The 15,075-nt window shown below is 30.9% G+C and carries 18 protein-coding genes; all 18 read left to right on the plus strand.

Translation table 11 applies throughout. The features are described 5' to 3' along the window. The first annotated feature begins 16 nt into the window (after window positions 1–16). Window positions 17–481, plus strand: coding sequence for a GNAT family N-acetyltransferase (locus tag GC105_RS06865; RefSeq protein ID WP_152803040.1), 465 nt, complete (start codon window positions 17–19; stop codon window positions 479–481). A 286-nt stretch (window positions 482–767) separates the two neighbouring features. Continuing rightward, complete coding sequence (locus GC105_RS06870) at window positions 768–1,499, plus strand: hypothetical protein (protein WP_152803042.1); 732 nt, start codon at window positions 768–770, stop codon at window positions 1,497–1,499. A gap of 422 nt (window positions 1,500–1,921) precedes the next feature. Continuing rightward, the gene (locus GC105_RS06875) at window positions 1,922–2,674 is read left to right on the plus strand and encodes a head maturation protease, ClpP-related (RefSeq protein WP_152803044.1); all 753 of its coding nucleotides are present in this window, start codon (window positions 1,922–1,924) and stop codon (window positions 2,672–2,674) included. Window positions 2,675–2,726: 52 nt separating this feature from the next. Beyond that, entirely contained in the window at window positions 2,727–3,086 is a 360-nt protein-coding gene (locus tag GC105_RS06880; RefSeq protein WP_152803045.1) for a hypothetical protein, read from the plus strand. A 37-nt stretch (window positions 3,087–3,123) separates the two neighbouring features. Beyond that, the gene (locus tag GC105_RS06885; RefSeq protein ID WP_152803047.1) at window positions 3,124–3,468 is read left to right on the plus strand and encodes a sigma factor-like helix-turn-helix DNA-binding protein; all 345 of its coding nucleotides are present in this window, start codon (window positions 3,124–3,126) and stop codon (window positions 3,466–3,468) included. Window positions 3,469–3,511: 43 nt separating this feature from the next. Then, window positions 3,512–4,927 carry an AAA family ATPase gene (locus tag GC105_RS06890; protein ID WP_193708312.1) on the plus strand — a complete coding sequence of 472 codons (1,416 nt, stop codon included), beginning with the start codon at window positions 3,512–3,514 and terminating at the stop codon, window positions 4,925–4,927. Window positions 4,928–4,936: 9 nt separating this feature from the next. Next, on the plus strand, window positions 4,937–5,947 hold the full coding sequence (locus GC105_RS06895; RefSeq protein ID WP_152803051.1) for a DUF4435 domain-containing protein: 1,011 nt from the start codon (window positions 4,937–4,939) through the stop codon (window positions 5,945–5,947). 684 nt (window positions 5,948–6,631) lie between these two features. Further along, window positions 6,632–7,447, plus strand: a complete 816-nt coding sequence (eutJ, locus tag GC105_RS06900) for an ethanolamine utilization protein EutJ (protein ID WP_343029981.1) — start codon at window positions 6,632–6,634, stop codon at window positions 7,445–7,447. Window positions 7,448–7,533: 86 nt separating this feature from the next. Further along, window positions 7,534–7,860 carry a BMC domain-containing protein gene (locus tag GC105_RS06905; protein WP_343029977.1) on the plus strand — a complete coding sequence of 109 codons (327 nt, stop codon included), beginning with the start codon at window positions 7,534–7,536 and terminating at the stop codon, window positions 7,858–7,860. Further along, window positions 7,835–8,116 carry a EutN/CcmL family microcompartment protein gene (locus tag GC105_RS06910; protein WP_152803054.1) on the plus strand — a complete coding sequence of 94 codons (282 nt, stop codon included), beginning with the start codon at window positions 7,835–7,837 and terminating at the stop codon, window positions 8,114–8,116. Before GC105_RS06905 ends, GC105_RS06910 begins: the two co-directional genes overlap by 26 nt. Beyond that, on the plus strand, window positions 8,106–9,443 hold the full coding sequence (locus GC105_RS06915) for a 4Fe-4S dicluster domain-containing protein (RefSeq protein ID WP_152803056.1): 1,338 nt from the start codon (window positions 8,106–8,108) through the stop codon (window positions 9,441–9,443). Before GC105_RS06910 ends, GC105_RS06915 begins: the two co-directional genes overlap by 11 nt. A gap of 1 nt (window position 9,444) precedes the next feature. Beyond that, complete coding sequence (locus GC105_RS06920) at window positions 9,445–9,990, plus strand: BMC domain-containing protein (protein ID WP_152803058.1); 546 nt, start codon at window positions 9,445–9,447, stop codon at window positions 9,988–9,990. A gap of 63 nt (window positions 9,991–10,053) precedes the next feature. Beyond that, window positions 10,054–10,356 (plus strand): ethanolamine utilization microcompartment protein EutM, encoded by a 303-nt coding sequence (gene eutM, locus GC105_RS06925; RefSeq protein ID WP_152803060.1) that lies wholly within the window; start codon window positions 10,054–10,056, stop codon window positions 10,354–10,356. A gap of 163 nt (window positions 10,357–10,519) precedes the next feature. Beyond that, complete coding sequence (locus GC105_RS06930) at window positions 10,520–10,864, plus strand: BMC domain-containing protein (RefSeq protein WP_152803062.1); 345 nt, start codon at window positions 10,520–10,522, stop codon at window positions 10,862–10,864. Beyond that, window positions 10,861–11,310 carry a EutP/PduV family microcompartment system protein gene (locus GC105_RS06935; RefSeq protein WP_246169755.1) on the plus strand — a complete coding sequence of 150 codons (450 nt, stop codon included), beginning with the start codon at window positions 10,861–10,863 and terminating at the stop codon, window positions 11,308–11,310. Before GC105_RS06930 ends, GC105_RS06935 begins: the two co-directional genes overlap by 4 nt. 23 nt (window positions 11,311–11,333) lie before the next feature. Further along, on the plus strand, window positions 11,334–11,906 hold the full coding sequence (locus tag GC105_RS06940; protein ID WP_152803064.1) for an ANTAR domain-containing response regulator: 573 nt from the start codon (window positions 11,334–11,336) through the stop codon (window positions 11,904–11,906). A 12-nt stretch (window positions 11,907–11,918) separates the two neighbouring features. Next, a complete protein-coding gene (locus GC105_RS06945; RefSeq protein WP_152803066.1) occupies window positions 11,919–13,370 on the plus strand; it encodes a histidine kinase N-terminal domain-containing protein in 1,452 nt (483 codons plus the stop codon). Between the two features lie 236 nt (window positions 13,371–13,606). Continuing rightward, window positions 13,607–15,049, plus strand: coding sequence for an ethanolamine ammonia-lyase reactivating factor EutA (eutA, locus tag GC105_RS06950; RefSeq protein ID WP_246169757.1), 1,443 nt, complete (start codon window positions 13,607–13,609; stop codon window positions 15,047–15,049). Window positions 15,050–15,075: the final 26 nt, after the last annotated feature.

Genomic DNA, 15,075 nt, shown 5'->3' on the forward strand with positions numbered 1-15,075 from the left:
ATTGTAGGAACGCGTAATGGATATATCTTTGACTAAATCAGAGTTAAAAGACGCAGAAATTATTCATGCAATGCAAATTAAATCATTTATGCCATTATTGGAGAAATATCAAGATCATGAAACCAGTCCTGCTAATGAGTTAGTCGAAAAAATAATTGAAAGAATAAATCAGACATTTTCAGATTATTATATTATTAAAAGCGAAGGTATCAATATTGGTGGAGTTAGAATAGTGAAAATGAATGATAAGCATTATCGTGTTAGTCCTATTTTTATTTTACCAGATCAACAAGGAAAGGGAATAGCACAGGAAGTATTTCAAATGCTTGAACAAATATATTTTGATGCAAATGGATGGGAATTAGAAACTATATTACAGGAACAAGGAAATTGCCATTTATATGAAAAAGTTGGATATAAGCAAACAGGAAAAACGAAAGTAATAAATGATAGATTGACCTTAGTATTCTATAAAAAATAGTAAATCGTATTTATAGAGTGATGATTAAATATTAATCAAGAAATTTCAAAAATATCAATTCATAGCTCCAATTTTACATAATGAATATTAAAAAACTCTTTTTAGAAAATTGAATAATGTTTGAAATTTCAAAGGGTGTAGGTACTAAAAATGAGTTTAACACAATTGGTCATTATGTAAAACTCAAAAGTAATAAAATGATTTATCACAGTAATGTTTCTTTTTTGAAGCATTAGTAAGAAAATACTAACTAAGGTAATTTTACATTAGAAAAAGGAGAAAAAATATGAAACTTCCACTGACTTGTTTTAAATGTATGGATGATAAAGAACAGTTTATGTTAGATTTATTAGAAAGAAAATTATATAGTGTAACTATAAATGATTCAGGAATATATAAAATGACTTGTGATAGAGGACATACATCCTATACAATGTTACAAAATGAAAAATTTGAAATACTGTTTGATATGGGTATATATGCTTTTCAAGACGGTTATTACCGTGAATCAATATCTAGTTTTGTTGCATCACTTGAACGTTTTTATGAATATTCGATTCGATTATTTTGTACTATTAATAAAATTGATGACGATGTCGTAAGCTCAACATGGAAAAACGTTTCGGCACAATCTGAAAGACAATTTGGAGCTTATTGTTTTCTCTATTTACTTATAATGGGTGAACCCCCTAAAGTGATAGCTAATAAATATACTACTTTTAGAAATAAAGTAATTCATAAAGGATATATTCCAAACGAAAATGAGACAGTAGAGTATGCCAAAGTGATATATGATTTTATTATGAATGAAATAATAAAATATCAATCGAAATATGGAGTTTATCGTGAAGAGATGACATTTAAAAGACTATTAAGATTACATAATGAGGCTCAAGAAGGGATGTTTGTAAATGTAGCTACTAGTTGTTTGTCAACATCTTTAAGCCTTACTCCTCCGATTAATCAATTTCCTCCTTTTGATGAAGTTATAAAAAATCATAGAAATGAATTTAAGTAGTGAGTAATATCTTTTATTCAATAAAGGATTTATACGCATTCTTGAGTATACGTTATTGTTTATAAATAAATGTTAAAAGAATTAACGGGTTACCATATAGCAACCAATTACACATATTTTAGCAAGTGTGAACTGATATTTTAAGACATAGCTTAAACCATTGAAGTATCAATAAGAATATAGGTTTTAATGAGTTACACACAATTTCAAGATAAGGATAACTCATGAAGGAAGATCACAACAAAAATTTTATTTTGTTACTAATTCGTACATATGGTATAATATACTTAATTAAATAGACTAAGTACCCTACTTTTTTATAAAGTGGAAGCCAACAGGCACGGGAAAGTACTAACATTACGTTAGTGTACCCGTGTCTTTTTTGTATAGAAAATCAAAGAGAGAAGGTGAGGTAAAGGAATATGAAAACTAATTATTTTATAAAACAATCAAAAGTACCAGAATCAATGGATTTATATATTTATGATTATGTAACTGGTGATGAAGTTAATGTGTTTGGTGAGGTTACTGAGAGCAGTACATCTGCAAATTATATTAAAAGCCAATTAGAAAATGCTATCGATGTTAAAACAATAAATATTTATATTAATAGTTATGGTGGAAGTGTAAGTGAAGGATTAGCAATATATAACCAGTTAAAGAGGCATCCAGCCCATAAGATAGTACATATAGATGGATTTGCTTGTTCCATTGCAAGTGTAATAGCAATGGCTAGGGATAAGGTGATAATGGGTTCTAACACGTTAATGATGATACATCATGCCGCTATGGGAGTTTTCGGAAATGCTAAAGATCTAAAAAAAGCTGCAGCCGATATTGAAATAATAGATGGTGCTAGTTGTTCAAGTTATTTAGCAAAGGCTGGAAACAAATTGACACAGGCGAAATTAACACAATTACTTGATAATGAAACATGGCTAGATGCTACCCAGTGCATCTATTATGGACTTGCAGACTCAATAGAAGGAGAAGAGGACAGCACTAATACTATTGATCAAGCGAAGCAAAGATACAAACAGTCCATACAGGCTGAAATAAATCGAACCCAAAAAGATATAAAAGTGCCTAAAGAATTAACCAAGCAAAAAACAAATGCAGAGAAGTTAATGGAAGCATATAAAAATAGGAAAACAAATGGCGAGAAATTAAATTAACGGAGGTCAATTATGAAAAAGGGAAAGCAAAAGATACATCGAGATTCAAGGTATGACATATACCGAATTAGTATCTAAGGATTTGAATACTAAGATGAGTGAATTAATGGCAGAAAGAAAAAGGATTGAAAAAGGTATTGATGAAACACTAGTGAAGATAAAAGAAAGAGGATCTAGCAACAATGGATTAGCAGAGATTGTTGGTGATCTAAGAGAAAAAGAAATTATAATTAAAAGAGAAATTGAAATTGCTTCAAGCAAGTATGCTGTTGATCTTAACTTATTGTCAATGGCAAATACAATAGATAGAGCAGACTCAGAGAATAAAGGAGTAGATCTACTTTTCTCAATAGGTCCTAAAGTAAATGAGATAATTGGAATCTTATCAGAAATAGAAAAATGCACAAAATAGACTTTGCTAACAGATATTTAATAAAAGAGGTAGATTTATGAATGGGGATGAGATAAAAAAGCAAACAGAAGAGATGCTATTAAAAGTGCCAGATCTGAGAAGTGATATATTGAGAATGGATTATCAGATTAAGACAGGATCTGCGGATAAGAAGATAATTCAGTTAAGGGACAAGAAGGTTAGTGAATTAGAATTTATTATTCAAGTAGTTAGTACGCTTTCAGAAGATAATCAACAGATCATTTGCTATAAGTACTTTGATAAAATGAAAAATATTCATATAGCCAAAAGGTTGGGAGTACATCCTAGGACTATTAATAGAAGGATAAATAATGGATTATTGATGGATATTGGAAACAATTATTTGGTTATTAAGTTATAAATATTTCGAAACTCACATACACACTTGACAAATATATTTATAATTGATCATAATTCAAGATGTAAATTATGGTATAATTAATCAAATAATTAATAAAATTGGAGTTGTTAAAATGGCAGATGTTAGACTTAAATTATTTGAAATAAAAAATCTATTTAATCAAATAGATGTTAAATTGCCGTTTGAAGATAATGTAAACATATTTTTAGGTGAGAATGGAATGGGAAAGACCACTGTTCTAAATTGTTTATATTATACTCTTATCGGTGAAATTGAAAAAATGAATTCTATTATTTTTGATGAAATAACAGTCGTTTTCGATAACGATGAAAAATTATCAATCACTCATGATGATATCATAGCCTTCGTAGAAGAATATGAACGTGAAAGCCCATTATATCGTAGGAGAAAACTTAGATTTGATAGTATTTTTTCAAGCAAAGAAATACTAGATTTAAAAGAAAATAATATTAACATTAAAAAATACTATACAAAAATAAGTGAAATTTATAATGTTCCTGTTGCATATGCAAGAAATGAATTTGACAAATATATATTTAATAAATTCTATACTAGTGGCCACGGAAGTTATGAAAACGTAGTAGAATTTAATAAAAGAATTACTGAGATAATAAGTGATAAAGTATTGTATTTCCCAACATATAGAAGAATAGAAGAAGATATTACAAAACTTGGAATAGACCTTGAAAAAACTAATGTTAAAGATAAACTTATTCAATTTGGGATGTCAGATGTTGAAACAACTATTGAAAATATTCTAGCAACAATTAAATCAGCTGCTATTACAGGATTCACAAAAATGACCGGTATTTTACTTAAGCAATACTTACATGAAGATGTATTAACTGACGAAGATTATATAATTGATCATGAAAAACTAAGTATTGCATTAGCTAGAATCGGAGATGAAATTGATAAAGCAGACAAAAATGAAATAAAGGAATTGGTAAAAAAATCTGAAATATATAATAATAAATACTTACTTAATCTTATTAAAAATCTCATTAGTAGTTATGAAAAACAAAACCAATATGATGAAAGAGTTAGAAAATTTGTAGAAGTATGTAATAGCTATTTCAGTAAAAACAAGAAGTATATATATGATGAAAGTAATTTAGAATTGGGAATTTACAGAGATAATTCAAAAAACGAAATAAGTATTCATAACCTTTCTTCAGGTGAAAAACAAGTGATTTCAATATTTTCAAAATTATATTTAAGTTTAAATACCGATGAAAGTTGTATTATACTTTTTGATGAACCTGAGCTATCACTATCAATTAAATGGCAAGAAACCTTTCTGCCAGATATTATAAGATCTGAAAGATGTAAATTATTAGTAGCAGTCACCCACTCACCGTTTATATTTGATAACGAATATGATGACCTAGCAAAAGATATGGGGAATTATATTTTAGAAAAAAGAATTGAGGAGTGATATATTACAATGAATATACAGGAGATAAAAGATGCAAGAGAAAAAGGAGTAACTGCTTATACAAGATTTTGTTTAGATAAAGAATACCATAATAAGAAAATATTTTGTTTTTTTGAAGGTGAAGATTACAAATATTATAATCCTCGTATAGAAAAATATATGCAAATAGATTATCATCAGATTATATATTATAGCTGTGGTGGAAGAAGAGAGGTTTTAAAGGTACACAGAAAAATTAAAAAAGATGAAGTATATAATAATGTTAAAAAAGTTTATTTCATAGATAGAGACTTTGTCCCTGAATGCATAGAAGATTTTGATGTTTATCAAACGCCTTGTTATTCAATAGAAAATTTTTATACGAGTCTAACTTCTTTTAAAAAGATTTTAAATCGTGAATTTGGGATTAACATACATGAAAAGGATTTCGAGAAGTGTGTAAACGACTTTGAAAAAGTGCATCTACTATTTCATGAAACAACCAAATTTCTTAATGCTTGGATTTGTGGTCAACGAAAATTTGAAAAAGTTACAAATAATAAGAACGTTCTTAAATTAAGAGAATTTAAAATAGCTAGTTTATTTAATAAAATTAATATAGATAATATTGAGTGTAAATGCGATATTGACTTAGAAAAAGTACATGAAAAATTTCCTAATTGCGAAAAGATACCATCAGAAAAGATAGAGGAATTATTAATTAATTTTAAAGATAAAGATTTACAACAAATCTTTCGGGGAAAGTTTGAATTAGATTTTTTAAAAAAAATAATAGAGGATTTAGTACAAAAAAATAATGATCGGAAGTATTTTGAAAAATATAGAGTTTGTATTTCAATTAATCCATATATTAACACTCTTTCATCATTAAATGAATATGCAGATACACCTGATTGTTTAATAAAGTTTTTAAAAAGTTATACAAATACAAATACAAATTCTAATTCTAATACATATTCTATAGAGGTTGAAAAAACTAAAAAATATATTAGTACCAAAGTACAAGAAAGTATTATGTGATTGTTAAGGGATGAATAATGAACTTATATAATTGTTGGAGTGTTACTTCTCATTAAGATTATTAAGCAATCAGTTGCTATAATAATTAAATACTAATTTCAAATGATTAGACATTTAATACTATGATTATTTAACACTTTTTTAACACCTGAGGATTAAATTATTAAGTGATAACTAATGACGAATGGTGAGTAAAAGCATTGATATCACTATGTTTTAAGAAATATAGTGATATGTTAAAACGGTATTTATTGAATCAGTTGGTCGGGGGTTCGGCAAGTGATTACGAAGTTATTCAAATATGCTAAATGCATATTTGAAAACTGAGCAGCACTAAATTATATATAGTTGAAATCAAAGCAAAGGATGGGGGATTATAGTCAAAAATATATATAAATTAAATGTACTAACATACATTTATGAAAATACTAAAAATTATAATATAATCAATAAATTTAATATTGACATATAATAATACTTTTGATATAGTCTACTTAACAAATAAATATATCAGATGCGATGGAGTATTTGAGAAAAAACTGCGATGTAGCTTTTATGTAATTGCCTATTTTAGGCAACTATATGAAAGCTTTTTTTTGTAAAAAATTTGGATAAATATGTAAAGTAATTTCATTTTATCAGATCACGCTAATAACGAATTGTGATTAGGGAGGAGGAAACGCCATATTTGAGAGCATAGATAAACTAATTGACGATTTTGTAAACGTTATCGATAGTCCTATTATTCCCAAAAACAAAGATAAATTGTTTGTAGGGGTAGACCTTGGAACGGCTTATATTGTAGTCACAGTATTGGACGAAAACAAAGTTCCAGTAGCTGGTGCATATAAATTTGCTCAAGTAGTCAAAGATGGTTTAATTGTAGACTATTTAGGTGCTTTAAATATAGTAAAACAATTAAAAAAGGAAATAGAAGACAAATTAAGTTGCAGTTTAGTTAGGGCTGCTGTAGCCATACCTCCAGGAACTTCGCCAAATGATACACGATTTATTAAAAATGTAGTGCAAGATGCTGGGTTTGAAGTAACAAATATTGTTGATGAACCAACTGCTGCAAATGCGGTGTTAAAGGTAATGAATGGTGTTGTGGTTGATATTGGAGGAGGTACGACTGGACTTGCGATTATGAAGGATGGAAAAATCATGTGCGTAGCAGATGAGCCTACGGGAGGAACACAATGTACTCTCGTTATTGCAGGAACATATAAAATTTCTTATGAAGAAGCAGAGAAGATGAAAAAAGACCCTCAAAAACAGAGGGAAATAGCAAGTCTGTTAAAGCCAGTAGCTCAAAAAATTGCAAAAATAATAGAAGAGTATCTTCCGAAAGACAGTGTGGAAGTAATCTATTTGGTAGGAGGGACGAGCTGTATACTGGATATTGAAAAGGTGATTGAGAATGAATTGAAAATAAAAACAGTAAAACCGAAGAATCCTCTATTTGTAACACCCGTTGGAATTGCCATGCACTGCATTTAAAAGGCATTGCCAATAACGCATTTGGATTTTGTAAATATAGTCCTAATGTTTCCAATCTACAAATAGTGAAAGGACTGATTATAAAAGTGGATATTGAATTTATCAAATCTCCTTCAGATGGAGTATTAAAAATGTTGAGGGATAGATCATTCTCAAAAGACTTTTTTGATAATCAATTATTTGATGCTTTAGGTTTAATCCAAGGAAAACTTAGTGAGATGATATTGGCAGCGGATATTGCAGAAAAATCAGCTAGTGTAAAAGTGTTAGAAATAAAAGGAATCTGTCCACAACATTTTACAATGATTGCTTTACTTGGTGATACATCATCAGTTAATGTGGCATTGGAGAGTATCACAAAGTTATTTGACGAAAGGAGAAAAGCAAATGTTGATAGGGAGAGTGATAGATAGTATTTGGTGTACAAGAAAAGATGAAGGACTTACAGGTATGAAGCTTATGAAGATTAAGCTATTAGATAAAGAAATTGAAGAAGGTCGAGTTATTGTCGCGATTGATTTAATAGGAGCAGGCATTGGAGAAAAGGTCTTAGTCACTCAAGGAAGTTCGGCTAGAAAATTTGTCGGTTTAGAAAATGCGCCAATTGATGCAATCGTTGTAGGTATAATAGATTCAGAACTAATGAGAGGCGATATGAATGGAAATTAAATTTAGCGATATGATTAAAGAGGCTGGAGTCGTAGGAGCTGGCGGAGCAGGATTTCCTACAAATGTAAAATTATCATCAAAAAGTGAGTACATAATAGTTAATGCTGCAGAATGTGAACCTCTAATTAGAGTGGATCAACAATTGCTACTTCATTATACAGATGATTTTCTGGCTGGTCTGCAAATAATTGCAGATGAAGTTCAAGCTTCCAAAGCTTATATTGCAATTAAAGCAAAACATACAGAAGTAATTCATCAATTAAATAAAAAACTGGTGAACTATCCATCTATCGAAATATATCCTCTTCAAAATTTTTACCCTGCAGGAGATGAACAGATTATTGTTTATGAAGTGCTAAAAAAAGTGGTACCACGTGGGGGAATTCCTTTACATGTTGGGTGTATTGTATGTAATGTAGAAACGGTTATAAATGTTTATGGTGCAACTAAAGGTAAATCGGTTACTTCGACTTTTGTGACAATAACGGGAGAAGTTAATAAACCTTCTACTTATGAACTACCCATTGGAATGAGTTTTAAGGATGCTTTAGCACTATGTGGGGAAGAGAATCTGGAGAATAAAGTAGGAATCCTGAATGGAGCGATGATGGGTAACATTATTACAGATTTCGAAATGCCTATAACAAAAACAACAAAAGCAATTATATTGCTGAATTCTAAGCATCTTTTAATAAAAGAAAAATCAAAGACGATAGAACAAGTACTGAAACAGTCAAGAATTGCCTGCATCCAGTGCCAAAAATGCACAGATCTATGTCCTAGGGATCTATTAGGACATGATGTTAAACCACATAAAGTAATGAGAATTGCAAATTACGGTTTAACAGATTATTCCGGTATGAAGACAGCTCTCGGATGTTCCGAGTGTGGAGCTTGTGAATTATATTCCTGCCCAAATGGTTTGTCACCAAGACAAGTCAATAAAATGATAAAGCAAGAACTTAGAAATGCAGGAGTTAAGATTGATAATGAAGGTAAGGAATTTTCTGCATCTCAAATGATCGAATATCGGAAAATACCTGTTAACAGACTTATTTCGAGAATTAATCTAGAAAAATATGATGTTCCAGCACCTTTAATAAGTCATAACTACGATTTAAAGAAAGTTGTAATACCTCTCAATCAACATCAAGGGGCGCCTGCTATTAGGATTGTAGAACAGAATACTTACGTAGAAAAAGGACAAATGATTGCTAAGATAGATGGAGATAAGCTAGGTGCGAATATTCACGCAAGTATTGCTGGGATCGTTACAGATATCTCAAGTGATTCGATTACAATCGAATCAGAAATGGAGGTAAAGTAAGATGAAATCGATAGGTTTTGTGGAACTCAATAGTATAGCAAAAGGTGTAGAGGTTGCAGATCAAATGCTAAAAACGGCAAATGTAGAGTTGATTTTTTCTACTGCTACTTGTCCAGGTAAATATATAATACTAATTCACGGTGACGTTACTTCAGTAGAGAATTCAATAAAAGTAGCAAAAGAAATTGGAAGTGAATTCATCATCGATGATTTAATGATTCCCAATGTAGATGAACAGATTTTCCCTGCACTTCTAGGGACAACAAATATAGAACAAATTCACGCCATAGGCGTGATAGAAAGTTTGTCAATGGCTTCATTGATTGTAGCAGCAGATGTATGTATTAAGAAATCAGATGTAAAACTTTTAGAATTGCGATTAGGATCAGGAATAGGTGGCAAATCTTATTTTATTGTAACTGGAGATGTTGCGGCCGTTAGAGCTTCAATCGAGGTTGGCATTGATATCATAAAAGACACTGGTAATTTAGTATATTATACTGTAATCCCATCCCCGCATAAAAATCTTAAAAAAGTACTTTTATAAAAATAAGTTATTTATTGAGGTAAGGAATATAAACCATATGAAAGAAAATAGGAGGAGTAAAACATGGCTATTACAAATGCATTAGGAATGATTGAAACAAAAGGATTGGTAGGGGCTATTGAGGCAGCAGATGCAATGGTTAAAGCTGCCAACGTTACACTAATGGGTAAAGAACAAATTGGGAGTGGTTTGGTAACCGTAATGGTTCGTGGTGATGTGGGAGCCGTAAAGGCCGCAACAGATGCAGGTGCCGCTGCTGCTGAAAGAGTTGGTGAATTAGTATCTGTCCATGTGATTCCAAGACCACATGAAAATGTAGAAACGATATTACCTTGTTATATAAGTAAAGACTGTAAGGAAGTTTAAGTTTCTGACTCGTGTACATCTTTATGGTATAGTACAGGAATGTAGTCTGCAATATCAGATGATTGACAATACTTTGTGAAGAGTTTATTGTTATATCAATAGATCCTTTATCATTATAGATTGAGAATTAGCTAGAGAAGCACTAATTAAGGAGCGTTCAAGAATGAGTGAAACCATACAAAGGACCATACAAGAATATGTTCCTGGTAAGCAAGTGACCTTAGCACACATTATTGTTAATCCTGATAAGGATATTTATGTAAAATTAGGATTAGAAGGTAATCACGATTCGATAGGAATTTTAACAATTACCCCAAGTGAAGGAGCTATCATTGCTGCAGATGTTGCAGTAAAATCAGCAGATGTTTCAATAGGATATATAGATCGCTTTAGTGGATCCCTTGTCATAGTAGGCGATGTTTCTGCAGTAGAATCATCTATGAATGAGGTTTTACAATCAATGTTGAAATTACATAGAATGACAATTCCAAAGATAACGAAAACATGAGTTTAATTATGAAAAAGTTAATGCTTATTGGAAAAACAGGTAGTGGAAAGACAACCCTATATCAGAGACTAGCTTCAAGAAATTTGAAATATGAAAAAACACAGGCGATTGAATTTCATAATCACATCATTGATACTCCAGGCGAATATTTAGAGAATCGAAGATATTATTCGGCTCTACAGGTTACTTCCACAGGGGCAGATGTGGTTGCGCTAGTTCTGGATTGCAAAGATAAGAGCAGTTCGTATCCTCCAGGTTTTGCAAGTATGTTTAACAAACCGACTGTTGGCATCATTAGTAAAATTGATTTAATTGGCAACGACGATGATTATCATAGAGCAGAAAAATCTTTGAGATTATCAGGTATAGATCAAATTTTCAAAATTTCATCACTAAATAATCAAGGAGTGGAGAATTTAATTAAATTTCTTCAATCGGTTGAGTAAGAAAGAATGAAAAGAGGTATTTGATGAGAATTGTAATTGTTGAAGATGAACCGATTACACGAATGGACTTAAAATGTATACTTGAGGATGCAGGCTATGAAGTCGTTGGGGAGGGAAGTGATGGATTTGATGCTATCAATCTCTGCAAGACGAAAAAACCAGATATTATCATACTTGATCTTAACATGCCTAATTTAGATGGTGTTTCCGCAGCGAAAACGATAACCAAAAACAAACTATGCAAATCCATAGTCTTCTTAACAGCATACTCGGATAGAGAATTTATAGAAGCGGCAAAAAAAATAGGTGTCTTTGCTTATCTCATAAAGCCATTAGATGAAAAGAGTCTCATACCTGCATTAGAAATTGCTTATACAAAAGCATTACAAGCAGAGGATTTAGAAAAGAAAACAGAGCAATTATTTAAAAAACTAGAAGATCGAAAATATATTGAAAAGGCAAAGGGCATCTTGATGACCGAGGAGTGTATTAGTGAAGATGAAGCGTATACACGTTTACGTATGCTCAGTATGAAAAAGGGCTGTTCTATACGATCCATTTGTGAAACTTTGCTTATACGAAATGAAAAAAACTAGCGAGGATAAAAAATGACTTCAAATTGTAATAGAGAATTTATTATTCAAAAATGCAAAGAGTATACCCTATTAAGTAATGAAGAGATTGAGTCTATTATTGATGTTAGTAAGAACATTGGATACTTTAATTTAGCAACAGACTGTGAAGCATTTATTGATATCAAGGTTCACAATGAAGATAAAGCAGTAGTTGTGGCAGAATCCTTTAAACAAAACTCAATATATAATGCGAGCTTTTTAGGGGATTTCATTTATAGAGAAAATGAACCAGCTGTCTTTAGATCTTTTGATGTAGGGAAAGAGACCCACGATGTTATAGGAGTAAGCTATGAAAAAGATGAGAAGAAAATTTTTACAAAGCAAAGAGTTCTTCCTATTTTCCATGAAGATGTTATGGTAGCTGTTTTAATACTGGAAAAACCTTTTAATACTTCTCCAGTCAAGCCAATAGCAAGTAGTAAGGTATTACCCAATGACATAGATATTACTAAAACGGTGCTTTCTATTATCGGATTTGGTTGTGATGATGAGGATATACAGATCAGAGAAGGAGTACTTATATTTGACGAAACGGGGAGTTTAATCTATTTTAATAGAGTTGCAGAGGCAATTTACAAAGAATTAGGATATCACTCTATTTTATCATTACATTACAATAGTTTGAATTTTTCCTCACTTCAATTTGAAGATTTAGTCAAATTAAAAACAAGTGAGAGTAATTGCAAAGGGATAAATAATGTAAGTAGAGATGAGAAGGTATCAATTGGAAATAAATATTATAAAATTCGTCTGGTAATAACGAAATATCAACCAATACAAGTAGTGGTATTTATTGATGACATTTCTGAAATAAGAAAATATAAGGACGAGGTAAACAACTATTTAGTTACTTATCATGAGATACATCATCGAATTAAAAATAATTTACAAACTGTAGCTTCATTACTTAGGCTTCAAGGAAGAAGTTGTAATGATGCGAAAGCAAAGTCGATTATTTTAGAATCAATAAACCGAATATTAAGCATCGCAGTAACTCATGATCTTTTATCAAAGAAGAATGGTGATCAAGCATCTATTTTAGAAGTGCTGAATTTACTGAAACGAAACATTATCTTATCTAATGAAATACCTATAGATATCGTTATATCAGGAGATGATTTTATTCTAAATAGTGATAAATTATCTGTTATCATGTTAATTGTAAACGAATTACTCCAAAATTCCATTAAACATGCTTTTCTTGGTAGAAACCATGGAAGAATTGAAATCAATACAACAAGCAATATAGATATTAAGTTTATTGAAGTAAAAGATAATGGTATAGGATACGACATTGAACAACCCAAAACTGATAGTTTGGGATTAATGATTGTTAAAGCATATGTTGAAGAAAAACTTGCAGGAAAATTAATTGTCACAACTGGAAAAGAAGGAACAACAACATCTTTTGCATTTAAAATCTAAGCATTGGATGTGCAAGATTTTTAGAAAAAATGTAACAATAAATAAGATTACATAAGAAATTATTTTAGATTGTACTACTATAACGTTAACTATAATTTAATAATGATTTAAACAAATTTTTGCAATGGGGCAAAAAGATTAGGCAATGAAGCTTATAGTTTAAATATCGATTTTGATATTTTTTACTGAGCTTCTTTTTTTATTTAAAATTGCACTGTAAGATTGTGAGGAATTAGATGATGAAAAATTTTAAACGCCAAGAAATTTTAAGTGTTGGAATTGATATTGGGACTTCAACTACACAACTAATATTTTCAAAAATAATACTTGAGAATTTAGCTTCAAGTTTCAATATTGCACGGATTGCTATTATTGGAAAAGACATAATGTACAGAAGTAAGGTCTACTTTACGCCATTGACTTTGGACGATCGAATTGATCTTGAAAATGTCATAGAGATTATTGATTATGAGTATAAAAATGCCAAGATTGATAAAAAAGATATCGCAATTGGAGCTGTTATTATTACTGGAGAAACTGCAAGAAGAGCCAATGCAAACGAGGTACTTCATAAATTGAGTGGATATGCAGGTGATTTTGTAGTTGCGACTGCAGGACCTGACTTAGAAAGTATTATATCCGGGAAAGGAGCAGGTACTGATAAGATATCTAAAGATATGAATGCTGTAGTGGCAAATATTGATATAGGTGGTGGGACTTCTAATTTAGCTGTCTTTGATCATGGTGAAGCTATCACTGCTGGTTGCATGGATATTGGTGGTAGATTAATAAAATTAGACGAAACAAAAGAAATTATCTATATAAATGAAAAAATCAAGAAGATCATAGAGAATGAAAACTTAAATATTTCCATTGGAAAACAAGCAGATGAAAAAGAAATAAGTAAACTAGCTAAGATTATGGTTCGGCAAATTGAAGCTGCAGTAGGTGTATGCCCAAAAGATCAGTACTACAATATGATGTTGACAGGTAAAGATATGCCTTTGAAAAAACCGATTCAGTATATTACTTTCTCCGGTGGCGTAGCAGATGTAGTGTATCACCAACATGACAATGAAGATGTTTTTAAGTATCAGGATATAGGTGTAATTTTGGCACATGAGATTAAACATTCAATTATATTTAAAGAACTTCATGTTATGGAACCAGAAGAGACCATAAGGGCAACTGTCGTAGGAGCAGGCTCCCATACAGCTGATATAAGTGGAAGCACTATAGAATATGATGAATCAATTTTGCCAATTAAAAATATACCCGTAGTAAAGATACCTACTGACCTAAATAAAGAAAAAATAGACTTTGATAAAGAACTAGCAAAAAGAATCGAATGGTTTCGCATAGATGGGAAGCAGCAGAAGATAGCTGTCTCATTTGAAGGTACACCTAGCCCCTCCTTTAAACAAGTTGAAGCATATGCAGAACAACTAATATCAGGAATGAAGGAGGTTATAAACAGTAAACATCCAATCATCATACTTGTAGAGAATGATATGGCCAAAGCGTTAGGACAAACTATAAGGCGAATGTTAGGTCGTAAATATCCGATGATTTGCATCGATAGTGTCAAGGCAGGTGAAGGAGATTATATAGATGTAGGAAACCCTATAGCAGGGGGAGTTGTACTACCCGTAATTGTAAAGACATTGGTCTTTCAGTAAAGATATATTGTTTTTCTTCCCCTTTC

The sequence above is a fragment of the Alkalibaculum sporogenes genome, assembly GCF_009362815.1.
In the GTDB taxonomy this organism is placed as follows: Bacteria; Bacillota; Clostridia; order Eubacteriales; family Alkalibacteraceae; genus Alkalibaculum_A; species Alkalibaculum_A sporogenes.

Excerpts from the sequence above, each read along its gene's own strand:
- GC105_RS06920 (WP_152803058.1), top strand. The coding sequence starts at position 9,445 with ATGAAATCGATAGGTTTTGTGGAACTCAATAGTATAGCAAAAGGTGTA.
- GC105_RS06935 (WP_246169755.1), top strand. The coding sequence starts at position 10,861 with ATGAGTTTAATTATGAAAAAGTTAATGCTTATTGGAAAAACAGGTAGT.
- eutM (WP_152803060.1), top strand. The coding sequence starts at position 10,054 with ATGGCTATTACAAATGCATTAGGAATGATTGAAACAAAAGGATTGGTA.
- GC105_RS06915 (WP_152803056.1), top strand. The coding sequence starts at position 8,106 with ATGGAAATTAAATTTAGCGATATGATTAAAGAGGCTGGAGTCGTAGGA.
- GC105_RS06940 (WP_152803064.1), top strand. The coding sequence starts at position 11,334 with ATGAGAATTGTAATTGTTGAAGATGAACCGATTACACGAATGGACTTA.
- GC105_RS06870 (WP_152803042.1), top strand. The coding sequence starts at position 768 with ATGAAACTTCCACTGACTTGTTTTAAATGTATGGATGATAAAGAACAG.
- GC105_RS06885 (WP_152803047.1), top strand. The coding sequence starts at position 3,124 with ATGAATGGGGATGAGATAAAAAAGCAAACAGAAGAGATGCTATTAAAA.
- GC105_RS06895 (WP_152803051.1), top strand. The coding sequence starts at position 4,937 with ATGAATATACAGGAGATAAAAGATGCAAGAGAAAAAGGAGTAACTGCT.
- GC105_RS06880 (WP_152803045.1), top strand. The coding sequence starts at position 2,727 with ATGACATATACCGAATTAGTATCTAAGGATTTGAATACTAAGATGAGT.
- eutA (WP_246169757.1), top strand. The coding sequence starts at position 13,607 with ATGATGAAAAATTTTAAACGCCAAGAAATTTTAAGTGTTGGAATTGAT.
- GC105_RS06945 (WP_152803066.1), top strand. The coding sequence starts at position 11,919 with ATGACTTCAAATTGTAATAGAGAATTTATTATTCAAAAATGCAAAGAG.
- GC105_RS06865 (WP_152803040.1), top strand. The coding sequence starts at position 17 with ATGGATATATCTTTGACTAAATCAGAGTTAAAAGACGCAGAAATTATT.
- GC105_RS06910 (WP_152803054.1), top strand. The coding sequence starts at position 7,835 with ATGTTGATAGGGAGAGTGATAGATAGTATTTGGTGTACAAGAAAAGAT.
- GC105_RS06930 (WP_152803062.1), top strand. The coding sequence starts at position 10,520 with ATGAGTGAAACCATACAAAGGACCATACAAGAATATGTTCCTGGTAAG.
- GC105_RS06875 (WP_152803044.1), top strand. The coding sequence starts at position 1,922 with ATGAAAACTAATTATTTTATAAAACAATCAAAAGTACCAGAATCAATG.